Source organism: Roseateles sp. SL47, assembly GCF_026625885.1.
GTDB lineage: Bacteria > Pseudomonadota > Gammaproteobacteria > Burkholderiales > Burkholderiaceae_C > Roseateles.
Genome location: NZ_CP113068.1, coordinates 1,537,553 through 1,556,002, shown reverse-complemented (window position 1 = coordinate 1,556,002; position 18,450 = coordinate 1,537,553). Strand labels below are relative to the sequence as shown.

The 18,450-nt window shown below is 65.8% G+C and carries 13 protein-coding genes; 6 read left to right on the top strand and 7 right to left on the bottom strand.

Going from position 1 to position 18,450, the window contains the following annotated elements; genetic code table 11:
* The first annotated feature begins 216 nt into the window (after positions 1-216).
* Entirely contained in the window at positions 217-1,716 is a 1,500-nt protein-coding gene (locus OU995_RS06775) for an ArnT family glycosyltransferase (protein ID WP_267834779.1), read from the top strand.
* Entirely contained in the window at positions 1,713-2,585 is an 873-nt protein-coding gene (locus tag OU995_RS06770) for a UbiA family prenyltransferase (protein WP_267834778.1), read from the top strand. The genes OU995_RS06775 and OU995_RS06770 overlap by 4 nt, the downstream gene beginning before the upstream one ends.
* A 14-nt stretch (positions 2,586-2,599) precedes the next feature.
* On the opposite strand, the gene OU995_RS06765 is transcribed toward OU995_RS06770, so the two are convergent.
* On the bottom strand, positions 2,600-3,250 hold the full coding sequence (locus OU995_RS06765; RefSeq protein ID WP_267834777.1) for a response regulator transcription factor: 651 nt from the start codon (positions 3,248-3,250) through the stop codon (positions 2,600-2,602).
* Positions 3,247-5,328, bottom strand: coding sequence for a sensor histidine kinase (locus OU995_RS06760; protein WP_267834776.1), 2,082 nt, complete (start codon positions 5,326-5,328; stop codon positions 3,247-3,249). Before OU995_RS06760 ends, OU995_RS06765 begins: the two co-directional genes overlap by 4 nt.
* 279 nt (positions 5,329-5,607) lie before the next feature.
* On the opposite strand from OU995_RS06760, the gene OU995_RS06755 reads away from it, so the two are divergent.
* From OU995_RS06755 to OU995_RS06745, 3 genes are all read left to right on the top strand, one after another.
* The gene (locus OU995_RS06755; protein WP_420714877.1) at positions 5,608-7,947 is read left to right on the top strand and encodes an NADP-dependent malic enzyme; all 2,340 of its coding nucleotides are present in this window, start codon (positions 5,608-5,610) and stop codon (positions 7,945-7,947) included.
* Positions 7,948-8,843: 896 nt separating this feature from the next.
* Positions 8,844-9,224, top strand: coding sequence for a ribonuclease domain-containing protein (locus OU995_RS06750; protein WP_267834774.1), 381 nt, complete (start codon positions 8,844-8,846; stop codon positions 9,222-9,224).
* 44 nt (positions 9,225-9,268) lie between these two features.
* Positions 9,269-9,664, top strand: coding sequence for a barstar family protein (locus OU995_RS06745; protein WP_267834773.1), 396 nt, complete (start codon positions 9,269-9,271; stop codon positions 9,662-9,664).
* Positions 9,665-9,945: 281 nt separating this feature from the next.
* On the opposite strand, the gene rsmA is transcribed toward OU995_RS06745, so the two are convergent.
* Genes rsmA through OU995_RS06730 form a run of 3 tightly spaced genes read right to left on the bottom strand, consistent with a single transcriptional unit; the run spans position 9,946 to position 14,521 of the window.
* Entirely contained in the window at positions 9,946-10,713 is a 768-nt protein-coding gene (rsmA, locus tag OU995_RS06740) for a 16S rRNA (adenine(1518)-N(6)/adenine(1519)-N(6))-dimethyltransferase RsmA (protein WP_267834772.1), read from the bottom strand.
* Positions 10,714-10,722: 9 nt separating this feature from the next.
* Positions 10,723-12,168: a peptidylprolyl isomerase gene (locus tag OU995_RS06735; RefSeq protein WP_267834771.1), complete on the bottom strand. Its 1,446-nt coding sequence runs from the start codon at positions 12,166-12,168 to the stop codon at positions 10,723-10,725.
* 10 nt (positions 12,169-12,178) lie between these two features.
* Positions 12,179-14,521, bottom strand: a complete 2,343-nt coding sequence (locus tag OU995_RS06730) for an LPS-assembly protein LptD (protein WP_267834770.1) — start codon at positions 14,519-14,521, stop codon at positions 12,179-12,181.
* A 190-nt stretch (positions 14,522-14,711) separates the two neighbouring features.
* On the opposite strand from OU995_RS06730, the gene OU995_RS06725 reads away from it, so the two are divergent.
* Complete coding sequence (locus tag OU995_RS06725) at positions 14,712-15,827, top strand: aminoglycoside phosphotransferase family protein (protein ID WP_267834769.1); 1,116 nt, start codon at positions 14,712-14,714, stop codon at positions 15,825-15,827.
* A gap of 45 nt (positions 15,828-15,872) precedes the next feature.
* Here the strand turns inward: OU995_RS06725 and OU995_RS06720 are convergent, their stop codons facing one another.
* Both OU995_RS06720 and OU995_RS06715 read right to left on the bottom strand, forming a co-directional pair.
* Positions 15,873-16,874, bottom strand: coding sequence for a LysR family transcriptional regulator (locus OU995_RS06720; RefSeq protein ID WP_267834768.1), 1,002 nt, complete (start codon positions 16,872-16,874; stop codon positions 15,873-15,875).
* A 71-nt stretch (positions 16,875-16,945) separates the two neighbouring features.
* The gene (locus tag OU995_RS06715; protein WP_267834767.1) at positions 16,946-18,421 is read right to left on the bottom strand and encodes a M20 family metallopeptidase; all 1,476 of its coding nucleotides are present in this window, start codon (positions 18,419-18,421) and stop codon (positions 16,946-16,948) included.
* Between the last annotated feature and the right edge of the window lie 29 nt (positions 18,422-18,450).

Below are 18,450 nucleotides of genomic sequence, written 5' to 3'. Positions count from 1 at the left end.
TGACTCCCCTTTGTGCAAGGGGCGCTGACCGTGCAGGTCTCGGTGATTGTCGGCCGTTGGGCCGTGAGAAGAATCGAGCGCCTTTCCATCTCACGACGGCAATGCCGCCGAAGGCCGGTCTCCTTGCCCACACCTTTCCTCCGCTCCTGTATCGCCGGGTTCCGGCGACAGCGGCAAGCTTCCGCCCCGTATCCGCGCCAGCTGCAGATGACGCTGATGGCCGGCTTGTTGACGGCCCTGCTGCTCTGGCGCTGCTGGGTGGCCGCCACCCTGCCCATCACCGGCGACGAAGCCTATTTCATCGGCTGGGGCCGGCATCCGGACTGGGGCTTCTACGACCATCCACCGATGGTCGGCTGGTGGCTCGCCGCGCAGCTGACGCTGGGCGACCATCCCCTGTGGCTGCGACTGAGCGCGGTGCTGCTGCCGTTTGTGCTGAGCCTGATGCTGCTGGTGGCGGGCCGACGGGCGGACGCCTCGTCGGTGGGGCGCTCGTCGGCGGATGCCGCTGGCGGCACTTGCTACCAGGCGGCAGCCCTGCTCGTCCCCCTGCTTCCCAGCAATGTCTGGAATGTGCTCATCACCACCGACACACCGCTCATCTACTTCAGCGTGCTGTCCGGCCTTGCCTGGTTGCGTGTGCGCGCAGGGGGGGGCCACCTGTCGCTGGCCCTGGCGGCGGTCGGCCTGGCCGGTGCCGTGCTCTCGAAGTATTTCGCTGCGCTGCTGTGGCTGGCCTATGTGGTGGACACGCTCACCACGCAGGGCCGCAAGCCGTGGCGCGCGCTGGCAGCGGTCAGCCTGGCCTGCGTGCCGCCGCTTCTGCTCATGGGCTGGTGGAACAGCCAGCATTGCTGGCCCAACCTGATGTTCAACTTCATCAACCGCAATGCGGACATCGGCCCCGGCTGGCAACATCCCGTCGCCTATGTCGGCGTGCTGCTCTACAGCCTCACCCCGCTGGCCGTGGCCCCGCTACTGCCCCGCGTGGCGCCGCGTCCAGGCCCGCAGGCACCTCGGACCTTGCAAGTGCTGGCGGTGGTGCCCCTGGCCGCCTTCGGGCTGCTGTCGCTGGTGAAGCCCGTGGGGCTGCATTGGGTGCTGGCCTTTCTTCCCCTCGCACTGCTGGCACTGCTGCAGCACGGGCGGCCGGCATTTCGGACCTGGCGCTTCTTTCTGGCCGGCCTGGCGATGGCCCATGGGGTGGTGGTGAGCCTGGTGCTGCTCATGCCCATGAGCGCCTGGCGGGAACTGGCGCAGTTTCCGTCCCTGGCGCTGTATCTGGACACCCCACCCTTGGCCCAGGCGCTTTCCCGCCTGGGACCGACGGCCACCCTGGCCACACTGAGTTATGCCCAGTCGGCCACGCTGGCCTATCACACGCATCGCCCGGTGATCGTGTTCGGCACCGGCTCTTTCCATGCGCGCCAGGATGATCTGGACACCGACTTCCGCCGCCTGGCCGGCCAGGACCTCCTGATCCTCTCCAAGCCCGGACGTCCCCAGGATCTCGCCCCGCTCTCCCCGTATTTCGACAACATCCACATGGAATCGATCACCCACCAGGGTCTGCAATATCCGGTGCTGCGCGGGCAGGGCTTCCGATACGAGCGTTATCGGCAAGAGGTGCTGAGCCAGGTGTTGACGCGCTTCTATCAATTGCCCGGCCTGCTGCGTCACGGTGTCTGCCCGGTCTCGGAACGCTACGCACGATGAGCATCACTGCCCATCCGGTGGTTCGACCTGGCGTGATGCGTGCGCTATGGAGCCTGGCGCGCCCCCGTCAGTGGATCAAGAACCTGTTGGTGATGATGCCGGTGCTGTTCTCCGGGCGCTGGAAACACTGGGACGACCTGCTCACTGTCGGCATTGCCACAACGCTGTTCTGCGTGGCGGCGTCGCTCTGCTATGTCATCAACGATCTGCATGACATCGAGAACGACCGACGGCACCCGGACAAGCGCCTGAAGCGCCCCCTCGCCGCCGGTCACCTCACCGTGCCGCAGGCCGTGGGGCTGGGCCTGGTGCTGCTGAGCGTGTTGATCGCGGCATCCGCGTGGCAGTGGAGGGTCACGGCGGGGCTCGGGGCCTATCTGGTGCTGAGCCTGGCCTACTCACGTTGGCTCAAGCGGGTCGCGGTGGTGGATCTCTTTGCACTCTCAAGCGGGTTTGTGCTGCGCACGTGGGTGGGAAGCGCGGCCTTGGGGCTGACGCTGTCCGCCTGGATGGGGATTTCGGTGCTGAGCCTGGCGCTGTTTCTCTGCAGCCTCAAGCGGCTGCGGGAGTTGCGCCGCTACGGTTCATTGGCCAGAGAGGTGCTCAGCGGCTACAGCGATGCGCTGCTGGTGCGTTATGCCGAACTGAGCGCCGCCAGCGCCCTGACCTGTTATGCCCTCTACATCCTGACGCAACGGCCCGCACTGGCGGTGAGTTTCCCATTCGCCCTGTTCGGACTCTTCCGTTATTGGCAGCTGGTGGAAATCCAGGAGCAGGGCGAGTCGCCCGGCGACGCGCTGCTGAGCGACCCGGTGCAGGCCGCCGTGGCGGTGGGCTGGCTGATCAGTTGCCTGTGGGCTGGGCGATGAAGGCGCCCGTCGCGTCAGGCCGCCCCATCGCCTCGCAGCAGGTTGGACAGCTCCACCGCCGACTTCACATCCATCTTCTCGAACACCCGCGCCCGATGGACTTCTACCGTTCGGACGCTGATGTTGAGCTGGTCCGCAATCAGCTTGTTGGGCAGGCCCTGCACCACCAGCTGCATGACCTCCCGCTCGCGTTCGGTGAGTTCCCCCACCCGATGCCCCAGTGCCGCCTTGACCCCGCGTGCGTCGATGGCCTCAGCGCTGCGGGCCAGCGCCTGCTCCACCCGGTCCACCAGCGCGTTGTCGGAAAACGGTTTCTCCACGAAGTCGTAGGCGCCCTGCTTCACCGCCGCCACCGCCGTGGGCACATCCCCATGACCGGTCAGGAAGATCACCGGCAGCGTGCGCAGCAGCCCGCGCTCCACCAAGCGCTCAAACAGGGCCAGGCCGCTCATGCCTGGCATGCGCACATCCAGCAGCAGGCAACTGGGCGCGTTCGGCCAGTCCACCCCCTGGCGGGGCAAAGCGTCCAGCATGGATTCAAAGGCCTCGGCGCTGCCAAAACCTTCCGACAGCAGACGACGTGAGCGCAGCAGCCAGGACAGCGCGTCGCGCACCACATCCTCGTCATCCACGAGATAGACCATCGGCAGGGACTGCGGCTTCATGCGGATGTTTCTCCTTTGAGCGTGGACCGATGTCCACCGGCCGTATCCTCGCACGGCAGACTGAAGCGGAACTCGGTGCCGGTGGGGGTGTCGGGCGCTACGCGGCTGTCGAAGTCCATCGCGCCCCCATGTTGTTCCACCACGGTGCGGCACAGGCTCAGACCCAGGCCCATGCCTTCGGTACGGGTGGTGAAGAAGGGCGTGAACAGTTGCCGAGCCACCTCGGGCGGAATGCCCGGCCCACGATCGATCACCGACATGCTCAGCCAGCGCGGCTGCAGGGGGCGCACCCGGATCACCAGCAAGCGCTCGGCCAGCGGCGTGGGTCCGTCCATGGCCTGGATGGCATTGCGGGTGAGGTTGAGCAGCACCTGTTCCACCATCGTGCGGTCACAACGCACCCGCGGCACCGAGTCCGGCAGGTCCAGCTCGATGCGCGCACCGCTCTTGCGCGCCTGCAGCCGCACCAGCGGCAACACGGCATCCATCAGCTGCGCCACCTTCACCCACTCGCGGGACTGCTCGCGGCGGCGCACGAAGTCATGCACGCTCTTGATCACCCGGCCGGCACGCTCGGCCTGCTCGGCAATCCGGGTGACGGCCTGGCGCACCATGTCGGGCGTCTGCGGATCGTCGGCTTCGCGCACCATCAGGTTGAGCGACGCGGTGGCATAGCTGGCAATGGCCGACAGCGGCTGGTTCAGCTCATGGCTCAACAGCGAAGCCATCTCGCCGACCGTGGCCAGACGTGCCGTGGCCTGCAGCCGCTCCTGCTGCTGGCGCGACAGCTCCTCCACCTTGCGCTGAGCGCTCAGGTCCAGCACCGCGCTCATCCAACCGGTCTGCTGGCCTTCCGCATTCAGCAGCGGGGCCTCGTAGATCATCACCGGGAAACGTTCCCCCGTGCTGCGGGCAAAGACGGTCTCGAACCCCTCTCGCGGCGGCAGGCCCGCTTCCCATCGGGCTTCGCGGTCATGATGGCGACGCCAGTATTCTTCGGTGAACTCGGGCGGCCAGTAGGGCGGCGCCTCCGGCGGTCGGCCGGTACCGACCAATTCCTCGGCGGCATAACCGACCATGGCGCAGAAAGCGGGATTCACATAGCTGATGTTGCCGTCCAGATCCCGCGCCCGAAGGCCGGTGATCAGTGAGTTCTCCATCGCCTGCCGGAAGGCCAGGGCTTCCGCCAGCGCATGCTCTGCCTGCGCACGGCGGCGGCCATCCCGAGCCAGGATCAGCACCAGCGCCAGCAACGCCAGCGACAGACCCAGCACCAGGGCCGTGGCCAGGTTGGGGATCAGCTTGGGTTTGCCGGAGCCGCTGTCCACCCGCAGTTGCAGGCTCATGCCCTGCAGATCCAGCAGACGCTCGGCCATGTAGAAGCCGCTGCCCCGGATCAGGCCGGTGCGGGCCAGTCGGGTGCCGTCCCCCTCCACAAAGGACATTTCGAACTGCCGGACCTGCTCCTGGGAGGTGGACTCTTCCAGCAGCGCGCGCAGTCCGACCGTGGCCACCACGTAGGACGGCGGCTCCCCGGCACGCACCCGCGGCAGGCAGAGGTCGGTCACTTCCAGCCCTTCCCCACCGGGCAGCGGCACAAAGTACGACCGTGAGAACAGGGGCGTCCCCTGGCGCAGGGCGCCCGCGCAGGCCAGTTCAGTCTCCAGTTGCAGTTGCTCGCGGCCCAGGCGCGCAAACAGCGGCGGCAGGTAGGGGGACTCCGCCACGCGTTCGATGCGGCGCTGCGCATCGCGCGACTCGATGCGCAGAATCACCCGGGTCTGCCGCAGCAGCTCGGCCGCATTGCCGCGCCACTCGGTTTCATGGGCCCACATCAGACCCTGCAAGCCCTGCAGATCCCGGCTGAGCAACTGCTTGCCTCGCGCCGCCACCTCCGCTGCCGCCTGCTCGGTTGCCTCCTGGGCACGGGAGGCTTCGTGGCTCAGGGTCAACGCCAGCAGCAAGGACTGTGCGATCAGCAGCAATGCAACCAGCGCTCCCCACAGCAAAGCGCGGCGCCGGCGACGCGGCCGGGACACCGGCGGCGACAGACTGGTGGGGGACAAGGTGGACGGCATGAACGGCAGGAAGTGGCCAGGAAGCGTCAGGAACGGGCAGGAAGGGGCACGATCCGCTCGGATGGGCGCAAAAAGCCGCTTCCTCCCCGAGGCCTGCCTGAGGAAGGCAGGCAGTATGCGCCCGCTGCAGCCCTGGCGGATGCGCGGTTTCGCGTATCTGCTGCTTGCACGCTTGCATGCAGGATATGCATAGTACGTCGTGAACGTGCGCGGGCGGGCTCCTACAATCGCCCACCCAACCCATTGCTGAATCAGCTACGGCCGGGCTTTTCGAGATGTATCGAGACCTGGCGTCGAGGCCCCAACCAGACCGAGTCCTTCATGTCCACGTCCGAAGAAAAACGCGCTGAACTGCGCAAGGCCGCTCTTGAGTATCACGAGTTTCCGACGCCCGGCAAAGTGGCCATTGCGGCCACCAAGCAGCTGATCAACCAGCGTGACCTGGCCCTGGCCTACTCGCCGGGTGTGGCTGCCGCCTGCGAGGAAATCGTGGCCGACCCGGCCAATGCCTTCCGCTACACCTCCCGGGGCAACCTGGTGGCCGTGATCTCCAACGGCACCGCCGTGCTGGGCCTGGGCGACATCGGCCCGCTGGCGTCCAAGCCGGTGATGGAAGGCAAGGGGGTGCTGTTCAAGAAGTTCGCCGGCATCGACGTGTTCGACCTGGAGATCGACGAGAAGCACGACCTGGACAAGCTGGTCGATGTGATTGCCGCGCTGGAGCCCACCTTCGGCGGCATCAACCTGGAAGACATCAAGGCGCCGGACTGCTTCTACGTGGAGCGCAAGCTGCGCGAGCGGATGAAGATCCCTGTGTTCCACGACGACCAGCACGGCACCGCCATCGTGGTGGGCGCTGCGCTCATCAATGGTCTGAAGGTGCAGGGCAAGGACATTAAGAAGGTCAAGCTGGTGACCTCCGGTGCGGGTGCGGCAGCGCTGGCCTGCCTGAACCTGCTGGTGAAGCTGGGCCTGCCCCGCGAAAACATCTGGGTGACCGACCTGGCCGGCGTGGTGTACCAGGGCCGTGCGGAGCTGATGGATCCGGACAAGGCCGCATACGCCCAGCCGACCGACGCCCGCAGCCTGCGCGACGTCATCAAGGACGCCGACATCTTCCTGGGCCTGTCCGCCGGTGGTGTGCTGAAGCAGGACATGGTCGGCTCGATGGCGCCCAACCCGATCATCTTCGCACTGGCCAATCCGACACCGGAAATCCTGCCGGAAGAGGTCAAGCAGGTGCGGGATGACGCCATCATGGCCACGGGCCGGACGGACTACCCCAACCAGGTCAACAACGTCCTGTGCTTCCCCTACATCTTCCGCGGAGCCCTGGACTGCGGCGCGACGACCATCAATGACGAGATGGAAATCGCCGCCGTCTATGCCATTGCCGAGCTGGCACAGGCGGAACAGAGCGAGGTGGTGGCTGCGGCCTATGCCGGGGCCAACCTGAGTTTCGGCCCGGAATACCTGATTCCCAAGCCGTTCGACCCGCGCCTGATGATGAAGATCGCGCCGGCCGTGGCCAAGGCTGCGGAGGCCTCGGGCGTGGCCCAGCGTCCCATCCAGGACATGACGGCTTATCTGGAGAAGCTCCAGAGCTTTGTGTATGCCTCCGGCACGACCATGAAGCCGATCTTCCAGATCGCCAAGAAAGCGATGCACAAGCGTGTCGCTTATGCGGAAGGCGAGGAAGAACGGGTGCTGCGTGCGGTGCAGGTGGTGGTGGACGAGAACCTGGCACGGCCGACCCTGATCGGCCGTCCGGAAGTGATTGCCCAGCGCTGCGAGCGCTTTGGCCTGCGCCTGCAGGAAGGCCGCGACTACGACGTGGTGAACACCGAGTTTGACCATCGTTATCGCGACTACTGGCAGACCTATCTCGAGATGACACAGCGCAAGGGTGTGACCCAGCAACTGGCCAAGATCGAGATGCGCCGCCGTCTGACCCTGATCGGCTCGATGCTGCTGCACAAGGGGGAAGTGGACGGCATGCTCTGCGGCACCTGGAGCAACACGGCGATGCACCTGCAGTACATCGATCAGGTGATCGGCAAGCGCCCCGGGGTGAAGAACTTTGCCTGCATGAACGGGCTGATTCTTCCCGGCCGCCAGGTGATGCTGGTGGATACGCATGTGAACTACGACCCCACCGCCGAGCAAATCGCCGAAATCACCATCATGGCCGCCGAGGAAATGATGCGATTTGGTCTGAAGCCGAAGGCGGCGCTGCTCTCGCACAGCAATTTTGGATCGAGCAACTGCCCGTCGGCGGTGAAGATGCGGGAGGCACTGGCGCTGATCCAGGAGACGGCTCCGTGGCTGGAAGTGGATGGGGAAATGCATGGCGATGCCGCGCTGGACCCGAACTACCGCCAGCAGTTGATGCCCAGCAGCACGCTGAGCGGAGAAGCCAATCTGCTGGTGATGCCCAACATCGATGCGGCCAACATCAGCTACAACCTGCTGAAGACGGCTGCGGGTGGCGGCATTGCGATCGGACCGGTGCTGCTGGGCGCCGCCAAGCCGGTGCATGTGCTGACGCCGAGCGCCACGGTGCGTCGGATCGTGAACATGACCGCGATGGTGGTGGCGGACGCGAACGCGGCACGGTGAGAGTGCCCCCGGTTTGATGCGCCTAGGGCGCATCAAACACGCCCCCCGAGGGGGCAAGGGCCGCCTTGGGAGCGGCCCGGCGGCGGCCCCCGCGCTCAGTGAGACCCCCGCTTGAACGGCGCTGCGCGCGTTCATGCGACTAGGTGCGCCCCCGGTTTGATGCGCCTAGGGCGCATCAAACACGCCCCCCGAGGGGGCAATGGGCCGACTTGGGGCGGCCCGGCGTTCGGCCCACGCGCTCACCAGCAGCCCCGCTTGAACGGCGCTGCGCGCGTTCATGCGACTAGGTGCCGCCAGGAGCCGTGAAGGGGATCAGGTGTGGGCCCCCGGTTTGATGCGCCTAAGGCGCATCAAATACGCCCCCCCGACGGGGCAATGGGCCGACTTGGGGCGGCCCGGCGTTCGGCCCCCCCGCGCTCACCAGCAGCCCCGCTTGAACGGCGCTGCGCGGGTTCGTGCGACTGCGTGCCGCAAGGTGCGGTGAGCGAGGCCGCGCGCGCGGCGGGAGCCCGGGATGGGCATGGGAATGCCCTTTTAAGGGTATTACGGGGAAATCGGGGATCGCCCTTCAGAAAAAGTTTGTAGAGGCTCACCACCAGATAACAAGCCAATGAAACTGAGGCTGGCTAATGATCTTGTTGGATGTGAGCACGTGCCAACAATGCCGCTTTTTCAGGCATTGCGGCAGACCCTGGCTTGAGCATTGATGGCCCTTTCTGTACCATTTCGGCTTCAGGATTCAGGGTAAACCCGTGTTTTCGCACAATCAAAGGCGCAGTGGAGCGCCTGGCGCGGTGGTCGGGCAGTCGGTGAGTGAGCCTTCCGGGCAAACGCCCGCACCTCGCTCCACACGCGTCCAAGGGCTCCGCCGAGGATGGCATTCCGTCTGGTCAGCCATGGCAGCTACCGCCACGCTGACAGCGGCACTCTTGGGTGCCAATGCCGCCTTCGCCCGCGACAACGCTTCCACCACCCGCGAACGGTGGGGAGACACGGTGGCCTTGCAGGCGCTTCCGGCCGAAGCCCAGACGACCTATCAGCGTGTGCTGTCAGGTGGCCCCTTCCCCTACGAGAAGGACGGCACCGTCTTCGGGAATCGGGAGCGGCAACTGCCCGCCAAGGCTCGCGGCTATTACCGCGAATACACCGTCCAGAAGCCCAAGGCCCGCAATCGCGGTGCCAGGCGCCTGGTTTGTGGTGGTGAGCCCCCCACGAAACCTGATGTTTGTTATTACACCGACGACCACTACGTGAGCTTCTCGAAGATCACGCCGTGACCCGGCGGAACCGCAATCTGTGACCATCTAGGAGGAACGCGACCATGCAATTGCAGACAGTCCGTCCCAACATCGTGCAGGCGATCAGAGCCTACCGGGTAGAGGACTTGATGCAGGCTGCTCAGGATGCCGGCCAGCATTTCCTGTACGCCAGCCTGGCGGCAGCGGACACCAAGCAGGACGTGCTGGAAATGATCGCCAGCGCCTTCCTGTTCCCGGCGCATTTCGGCAAGAACCTCGATGCGCTCTACGACTGCATGACGGACCTGGTCCACAAATCAGGCAGCCAGCCCGGTTTCGTGGTGGTGCTGGATCAGCTGCCGGACCACGCCCGGTTCGACCGCGAAGCCCGCGAACAATTGCTCGACGTCTTCCGCGAAGCGGCTGACTTCTGGGGAGAACGCAAAATCCCCTTCCGGTGTTTTTATTCTTTTCAGTAGCCCGCTCCCAAGAAATCGGGTCATGGGAGCGGGCGACTGAGGTGGCCCCCGCAGAGAAGCCGGTGCTCAAGAGCACCAAGACCAATCCAAACCCCAACTTCGGCATGAACATGCCGATGATGTGTAGCGCCTTCGACACGTCCATGTGGCTCAACGCCGCGTGACCCACGAAGCCTGACGCTGCACAGGGCGTGACCATCACAGCCCTTTAAAAAACCAAAGGCCTTCCGGAAACGGAAGGCCTTTTTTATGGGTTCCCGGCCATCACGGCCATCCAACGCTCAGAGCGACTGCGCCAGCGCCACAAACTCCGCCACCGGTACTTCTTCGGCGCGGCGGTGCAGATCGAAATCACCGGTGTAGCCCCTCGCTTCCAACCAGCGGCCCAGGCTGTGACGCAGCAGCTTGCGGCGCTGCGAAAACGCCGACTGCACCAGCTCACTCAGCAGCTGTTCATCCAGCGCCGCCGGTGTGGCCCAGGGGGTCATGCGGACAATGGCCGAATCCACCCGCGGCGGCGGGTCGAAGGCTTCCGGCGGGACATCAAACAAGGCCTCGACGTCATACCGCCACTGCAGCATCACACTCAGGCGCCCATAGTCCTTGCCGCCCGGGCCGGCCGCCATGCGGTCCACCACTTCCTTCTGCAGCATGAAGACCTGATCCACCACCTGGTCCACATACTGCAGCAGGTGAAAGAGGATGGGCGACGAGATGTTGTAGGGCAGGTTGCCCACCACCCGGATCCGCTGGCCCCGTGCCTGCGCGAGCGCACCAAAGTCCACCTTCAGCACGTCGGACTCCACCACCGTCAGGTCGCCCCGCTTGCGCAGGCGGGCGGCGAGATCGCGGTCCAGCTCCACCACCGTCAGCGGCTGGCTGCTGGCCGGGAGCCGCTGCAGCAGCGGCAGCGTCATGGCGCCCAGGCCGGGGCCGATCTCCACCATCGCCTGGTCTTCACCAGGGGCGATGGCATCGATGATGGCGTCAATGACAGCCTTGTCGGTCAGGAAGTGCTGACCGAAGCGCTTCCGCGCAATGTGTGCCATGTCAGCCGATCAATCCAGCCATTCGCGGGTCTCGATGAAGGCGCGTGCGCGCAGTTCCTTCATCCAGTCCGAATAGGCTTCTTCATACTTGCGCTCCCGCAGGGCCATGCGGGCCTGGTCACGCAATTGCTTGCTGTCCAGCACCACGTCGCGGCGCTCCAGCACCTGGATCAGGTGGATACCGAAACGGGAGGCGATCGGGTTGGAAATACCGTTGAGCGGCAGTTGGTCCATCGCCTCTTCAAATTCCGGCACGAAGCTGCCGGGGCCGACCCAGCCGAGGTCGCCGCCGTCCTGCGCGCTGCCGTCTTCCGAGTTGGCACGGGCCAGTTGCTCGAAGGTGGCGCGGCCGGCTTCGATGGCACGCTTGAATTCCGACAGGCGACGCGCCGCCTGGTCCGGCGTCAGTTGCTCGGACGGCCGCAGCAGGATGTGCCGCGCATGGGTCTGCACAATGGTGTTGATGGAGGCCTTGCCCGCCTGGCGCTCCACCAGCTTGAGCACATGGAAACCGGCGGGCGAACGCAGCAGCGTCGGGCGCAGGTCACCGGACTTCAGGTCCCGCACCGCATCCACAAACACATCCGGCAGCTTGTCGGCCGACCGCAGACCGATCTCACCGCCCTTGGACTTGTTGGCGTCCTCGGACACCTCACGAGCCACCTTGCCGAACTCTTCACCGTTCTTGATGCGTTGCAGCGCCGCCTCGGCGCGGGCGCGGCGTTCTTCCACCACCGCCGCCGGCGCGTTCTCGGGCACGGGCACCAGCACCTGGGCGATGTTGAGCTGGGCACGATCCTGCAGAGCAGCCTGGCGCTCGTCCAGATATTTGTCGATCTCGCCGTCAGTCACGCGGATGCGCCCCTGCACCTCACGTTCACGCACCCGCTCGCTCAGCATCTGGTCGCGCAGGTTCTCGCGGAAGCGCTTGAAATCAATGCCTTCGGTCGCCAGCCGCTTGCGCAGCTCTTCCATCGTCAGCTTGTTCTGCGTGGCCACGTTGGCCACCACCCGGTCCAGTTCCGGTTCATCCACGCGCGGGCCATTTTCGCGAGCGTAGGTGGTGACCACCCGCTCGTCGATCAGGCTGTCCAGCGCCTGCTTGTGGATCAGTTCGCTGGTGGGCGTTTCGTTGCGGCGACGGGCCTCTTCCTTCATGCGCTCCTGACGCTGAACCACCTCAGACGCCGCCACGATGTCGGAGTTGACCACCGCCGCGATGTAGTCGCCGGGCTTGAGCGTACGCTGTTCAACAGGAGGACGCGCGGCTGCCTGCTGGACGGCAGAGGCCGGTGCCGCCGGTTCCGACGCGGCAGCGGCAGGCGCCGAGGCAGCCGCCCCGCGAGCCGCCGCCTTGGCTGCGGCGGATTCGCCACTCTGCGCATAGGCGATGGATCCGGCGGTGGCCGCAAGACAGAGGAGAGTGGCAGCGGCCAAAGGCTTCAGTTTTCGCATCGAACGCAGTTCAGTCATAAGTGCCAAAGGCCGAGCGTTCCGAGCTCAGCGAACGGTAACCAGGGATATTGTCTCTCAACACCTTCAGCGCATTGGAGCCCAGCGGCGACAGGCCAACGAGCTCCAACTGCAGGATCAGGCGGGTGTTGGTTTCGGCACGGCCGGTGGCTTCACGTTCCACCCCCATGCGCAAAATCCAGCAACCGGAGTCGTATTCCGCGCCCACCACGGAATCAGTGAAGCGCTTGTCACGCATGGAATATTGCAGACGGCCGGCGCCATACCAGGCGCCCTGGCAGCCCGGCCCGCCGCTGACCGCCTTGCGGTCCGGACCAAACAGCGGCCATTGCCAGGCCAGCTCCAGCTGCTCACTCTGCCCACGCGCCAGGCGATACGAGGCGCTCAGGGTGCGGAACGGGCCGGGGGAATAACGCAGGCGCAGCACGGTCCGTTCGACCTTGCCGTCAGAAGAATTCAGCTGCAGCGTGCTGTCGGTCCACCAGGCCTGGTTCAGGTGGGCGGAGCCCAGCAGCACCACGTCGGAAAGGCGGTGGGTCTGCGGCGTGCCGTCCGGGGTGATTTTCTGGTCGCGCAGCAGATAACGCTGCACCATGCCCAGGCGCAGTTGCTCCTCGCCGCGCTCGTCTTCGATCCAGCGGGTGGTGGCCCCGAAGGCCACCATGTGCGAATCGCTGACGCGGTCCACACCGGAGAACTGGTTCTCGGCAAACACCGAATCGAAGTTGTAGTCCTTGGGCGCCGAATCAAAATTCGGCACGTTGGACTGGTCACGATACGGTGTGTTGACGTAGAGCAGGCGCGGCTCCAGCGTCTGGCGCGCATTCTGGCCAAACAGCGTGGTGTCACGCTCCAGGATCCAGCCGTGGTCGATGCTGAAGGTCGGGATGGTGCGGCTGATCGACCGCTCACCATTGAGCAGCGGCTGGTCGGTGCGGTAGCTGGCCGCATTGAGCGAGACCTTCGGGATCAGCCACCAGGCCGCACCACTGAAGGGCAGGCTCACGTGGCCGAGCATGTGTACCCGTTCACCGGTCTGGGTCTGGGTGGACAAGGAGCCGGTGGGCAGATCGAAGCGGTTGTATTCCACCTCCACCCCACCTTCCAGACGCGCACGGCGGCCGGTGGGCAGATAACCCGCGAGCACCGAATCATCCGCACCGGTCTGCAACCGCATGCCGATCTGTGGCGAGCGCTGATAGGGGGAACTGAACTGATCGTCCGCTTCCGGGACTTGCAATGCCTGCCAGTGCTGCACACGGGCATAGGTCTGCACGTCGCCCCAGCCGAAGGTGTAGTCCTTCTGCGTCTTGAAGTCTTGTTGCAGCAGACGCGGCGTCTGGGTGCTCATGCGACGCCGGAAGTCCTTCCAGTAGTCCTCATCGGACACCCGCTCCGCATTGATCTCATAACGCCAGGTGTCGGTGAGATCGCCCTGGTTGAGCAGGCGCAGGTCCCAGCGCGAGCGACCGGCCACCTGGTCCTTGGGCAGCCAGGCGAAGCTCATCGAACCGCGATGCTCTGACTCCAGGTAGCGGAACTCGCTGTCGATGCCGGCCCCGCGCTTGGTCATCACGTAGGGGGTGAAGGTGGCGTCGCGGTTGGGCGCGATGCTCCAGTAATACGGTTGACCGAATTCGAAGCCGCTGCGGTTGTCGATGTTGACATTGGACGGCAGCAAACCGGACTTCGGCTGATCCCCCAGCGGGAAGCTCAGCGAGGGGGCCGCCAGAATCGGCACGCCCAGGAACTGCACCGTGGCGCCGGTCGCCACGCCTTCACCGGCCTCGAAGTCCAGCTTCAGGCTCTTGGTGATCAGCACCCAATCCCGCTTGCGCTCACCGTCCTCCGATACCGGGCAGGTGCTGTAGGTGGCCTCATCGGCCTGCATGCGCTGTTCGCCGATGAAGCGCAGCACCTTGGCACTGCCGCTGCCGCCGGTGGTGGAGAAGAAATAGTTCGGGCTGTCCATCTGACCTTCAAACCGGTCAACGAACAGGCTCAGGGACGGGCCACGCAGCAAGGCGCCGTTCTGGCTCAGCTCCACATTGCCTTCGGCGGTGGCCAGATCCTGCTCATGGTCATAGCGCAGGGTGCGGCTTTTGAGCAGGATGCCGCCGTAACGCAGCTGCACATCGCCTTCGGCGGTGGAGAGCTGGTCCACTTCGGACGTGATGCGATCCGCCTGCAACGCCATCGCCGGACGCACATCCTTGCGGCGGGTCTGGTTCAGCTGTTTGGACGGCTTCAGCGCCAGCGGTTCGCCGGCGGATTCTTGCGCAAAGGCACTGGGCGCTGCGGGCAGGGCCACAGCCAGCAGGGCTGCCAGGGGCAAGGGGCGGAGTCGAAAAACCGTTGAGCGCATCAAGCAGGGCGGCGTCTTGCGAAAGTCAGGCAGCCACGCGGAACGCGAGGCGCTGCCCAGGGTTTGTAGAATCATTATCCACGAGGCTGGCGGCCGCGCCGGCACGGGACTACGCTGGTATCGGTGGCAGCGCCCTCCCTCACGCTTGAACTTTTCCTCGATGACACATTCCGCCCCACCGGAAATCTGGCCAGACCCGCAGCGCGCCACCCTCTTTGAGCAGTGGTTGGCCCCGCTGGTGGGCCCGCACGGCCTGTTGCCGCAGACCTTGGCCTGCGCCAGCAGCGACGCCAGCAGCCGCCGTTATCTGCGCATCCAGGCGCAGGCCGGCCACAGTTTCATCATCATGGATGCGCCTGCCACCCCCAATCAGGTGGCGCCGTTTGTGGCGGTCGGTCTCCAGATGGCGGCTTGTGGTCTGCATGTGCCCACCATTCACGCCCATGACGAGGCACTGGGTTTTGCCCTGCTCGAAGACCTGGGCAGCACCAGTTATTTGCAGGCCTTGCGCCAGGCCCAGCAAGCGCAGGACTTGCCCGCCGCCCAGGCCCTGATGCGCGATGCCACCACCGCCCTGCTGCGCTGGCAGTCCTGCGGCCAGGCGGGGAACGCCCCGGACCTGCCGCGCTTCGATGAGGCGTTTGTCCGCCGCGAACTGCAGATTTTTGTGGACTGGTGCGTAGTCACCCACCACGGCAAGCAGTGGACACCCCAACAACAAGGCTACTGGGACCGCACCGTCACCGCGCTGGCCGCCAACATCGCCACGCAGCCGGTGGTGCCCATGCACCGGGACTACATGGCGCGCAACCTGATGGTCTGCGATGCGACCCAGGGCAACCCCGGGGTGCTGGACTTCCAGGATGCGGTGCTGGGCCCCATCACCTACGACATCGGATCGCTGCTGCGGGATGCCTTCCTCTCCTGGGAGGAGGCTGAAGAGCTCGACTGGGCGGTGCGGTATTGGGAGGGGGCGCGTCGCGCCGGCCTGTTTGGCATGGATGCCAACGGCGAAGACCCGCACGACATGGCCCTGGACTTCGGACTGTTCTGGCGCGCGCTGGAATGGACCGTGCTGCAGCGCCATCTCAAGATCCTGGGCATCTTCTGCCGCCTGAAGCATCGGGACGGCAAGCCGCACTATGCGGAAGATCTGCCCCGCTTCTATGCCTACGTGGTGAAGACGGCCACCCGTTATGTGGAGCTGTCGCCGCTGCTGCGCTTGATGGAAGACCTGCAACCGCAGTTGCTGCAGACGGGGTTCAGCCTGCGCTGAACGGCTTCTACGGGCTGCGGTGAGGGCAGCGGTGGCGGTGGGGGCTCAATCGCCGCTCGGCACGGCTGCCGCAGCATCCGCCTCCGGCGCCGCCGGGCGCGAGGTGGGGCAACCGGCTGCGGCCAGCCAGGGGTCTTCATCCTTGCCGCCAAAGATCTCCAGCAGAAAGTCCATGAACGCCCGCGTGCGGGCCGGCATGAACTTGCGACTGGGCATGGCGGCCCACAAGGTGAAGCTGTAGAGCCGCCATTGGGGCAGCACCCGTTCCAGCGCGTGTTCCACCAGTGCGTCACCGGCCACGAAGGACGGCAGCCCGGCAATGCCCAGCCCATGCAGGGCGCAGGCATATTTGGTGTCGGTCGAGGCTGTGGCCACCACCGGCCGGGAGGGCATGGTGAAGTAGCTCTCCAGCGGCTGACCGTCCAGGCCGCAGCGCTCGAAGGTCACCCCCCGGGACATCTCATGGATGGGCGGCAGCATCAGCGCATGCTGCTTGAGCTCGGAGGGATGCTCCGGCCGTCCATGCCGTGCCAGGTATTCCGGCGCAGCACAAAGAATCACCTCGGTACGGGCCAGCCGCCGCGCGATGAAGTCTCCCTGCAGCTCGGCCCGGGTGCTGATGACGGTGAGGTCGAAGCTTTCGTCCAGGGCGCTCACTGGGCCCGGCACGGCCAGTTCCAGGCTCACATGCGGATACCGCGCATGAAAGCGCTGCATGTGGCGCGCCAGTTGGTGCACCGCAATGGCGGGTGGCATCAGCACACGCAGGTTGCCACGCGGCTCATTCACCGCCGCCGAGGCCAGGGCCTCGGCTTCTTCGATGTCGGTGAGGATGCGACGGCAGCGCTCCAGATAGGACTCGCCCACGTCGGTGAGCGAGAGGCGGCGAGTGGTGCGGTTGAGCAGCCGTGCGCCCAGATGCTCTTCCAGGTCGGCGATCAGACGGGTGACCACGGCTGGGGCCAGGTCCAGGGCACGGGCGGCGCCGGCAAGGCTGCCCTCATCGATGACGCGGGTGAACACCCGCATGGCTCTGACCTGGTCCATGCCGTTCCTCTCACCATGCACTGCGCCGCCCCGACCGCCGGTGCGGGCCCACTGCCGGGCCGGCGACGACCTTACGGGTGGGCCGCGATCACCTGGGCCACTGCGGCGGTCAGGCGCTTGCCATAGGGGACGTGCAGGAACTCGTTCGGGCCATGTGCATTGCTCTTGGGGCCCAGCACGCCGCACACCATCATCTGTGCCGACGGGAAGCTCTTCTGCAGCATGCCCATCAGCGGAATGGTGCCACCCTGACCAATGTAGCCCACCGGCGCATGGAAGTGGGCCTGGCTGGCCTCCTCCAGCACCTGGCTGAGCCAGGGCGACAGTTCCGGCGTGTTCCAGCCGGTGGCGCCATACGCGCCGGCACGGCCGTCCGGCACGAAGCTGACCTTGGCGTTGTAGGGAGCGTTGTCCTCCAGCAGCGTCTTCAGCCGCAGGGCCGCCTCATTGCCATCCACCAGCGGTGGCAGACGCAGCGACAGCTTGAAGGCGGTGTAGGGCCGCATCACATTGCCGGCATTCTTCAGCTCGGGGAAGCCTTCCGCCCCCACCACCGACAGCGTCGGCCGCCAGGTGCGGTTCAGCAGCACTTCCACCGGGTCGGCACTCACCGGCAGCACCGGGCCACCGTCGGCACCGCAAGCCCACGGCATGCGCTTGTAGACCTCTTCCTTGAGGATGGCGGCGGTGGCGCGGGCCTGTTCCAGGCGCACACCAGGGATCTCGCAGTGGAAACTCTCCGGCAGCAGGCGACCGGTGCCGGAGTCTTCCAGGCGGTCCAGCAGATGCCGCAGGATGCGGAACGAGGACGGCACGGCACCGGACGAATCGCCGGAGTGGATGCCTTCGGTCAGCACTTCCACCTTCAGCACGCCGGACACCATGCCGCGCAGCGAGGTGGTCATCCACAGGCGGTCATAGTCGCCCGCGCCGGAGTCCAGGCAGACCACCAGGGAGACATTGCCCAGGCGGTCCTTGAGCACATCCACATAGGCGGGGAGGTCGAAGGACCCGGATTCCTCGCAGGTTTCGATCAAGCCCACGCAGCGGGGACGGGGCACGCCCTGGCGGTCCAGCGCCATCAGCGCGGTGAGCGAGGCGTAGATGGCATAGCCATCGTCAGCGCCGCCGCGGCCGTAGAGCTTGCCGTCCTCGTACTTGGGCGTCCAGGGGCCCAGGTCGTTGCGCCAGCCGTTGAATTCCGGCTGTTTGTCCAAGTGGCCGTAGAGCAAGACGGTGTCGGTGCTGCCCGACTTGGTGGCCGGCAGTTCAAAGAAGATCACCGGCGTGCGGCCGGCCAGCCGGATCACTTCCAGCTTCAGACCGGGGACCTTCTTGCTTTCCACCCAGGTGGCGGCATCCCGCACGACGCGATCGATGTAGCCGTTGGCCTCCCAGTTGGCATCGAACATCGGGCTTTTGGCCGGGATGGCGATGTAGTCGGTCAGGGCGGGAACGATTTCCTCGTCCCAGACCTGTTCGGCAAAGGCGCCCAGGGCGCTCACTTCATCGGCTTGCAGCGGCAACGACGGATCACGTGCGTTCATGAGAGGCTCCTGCGCGGCCGGTGCGGCCG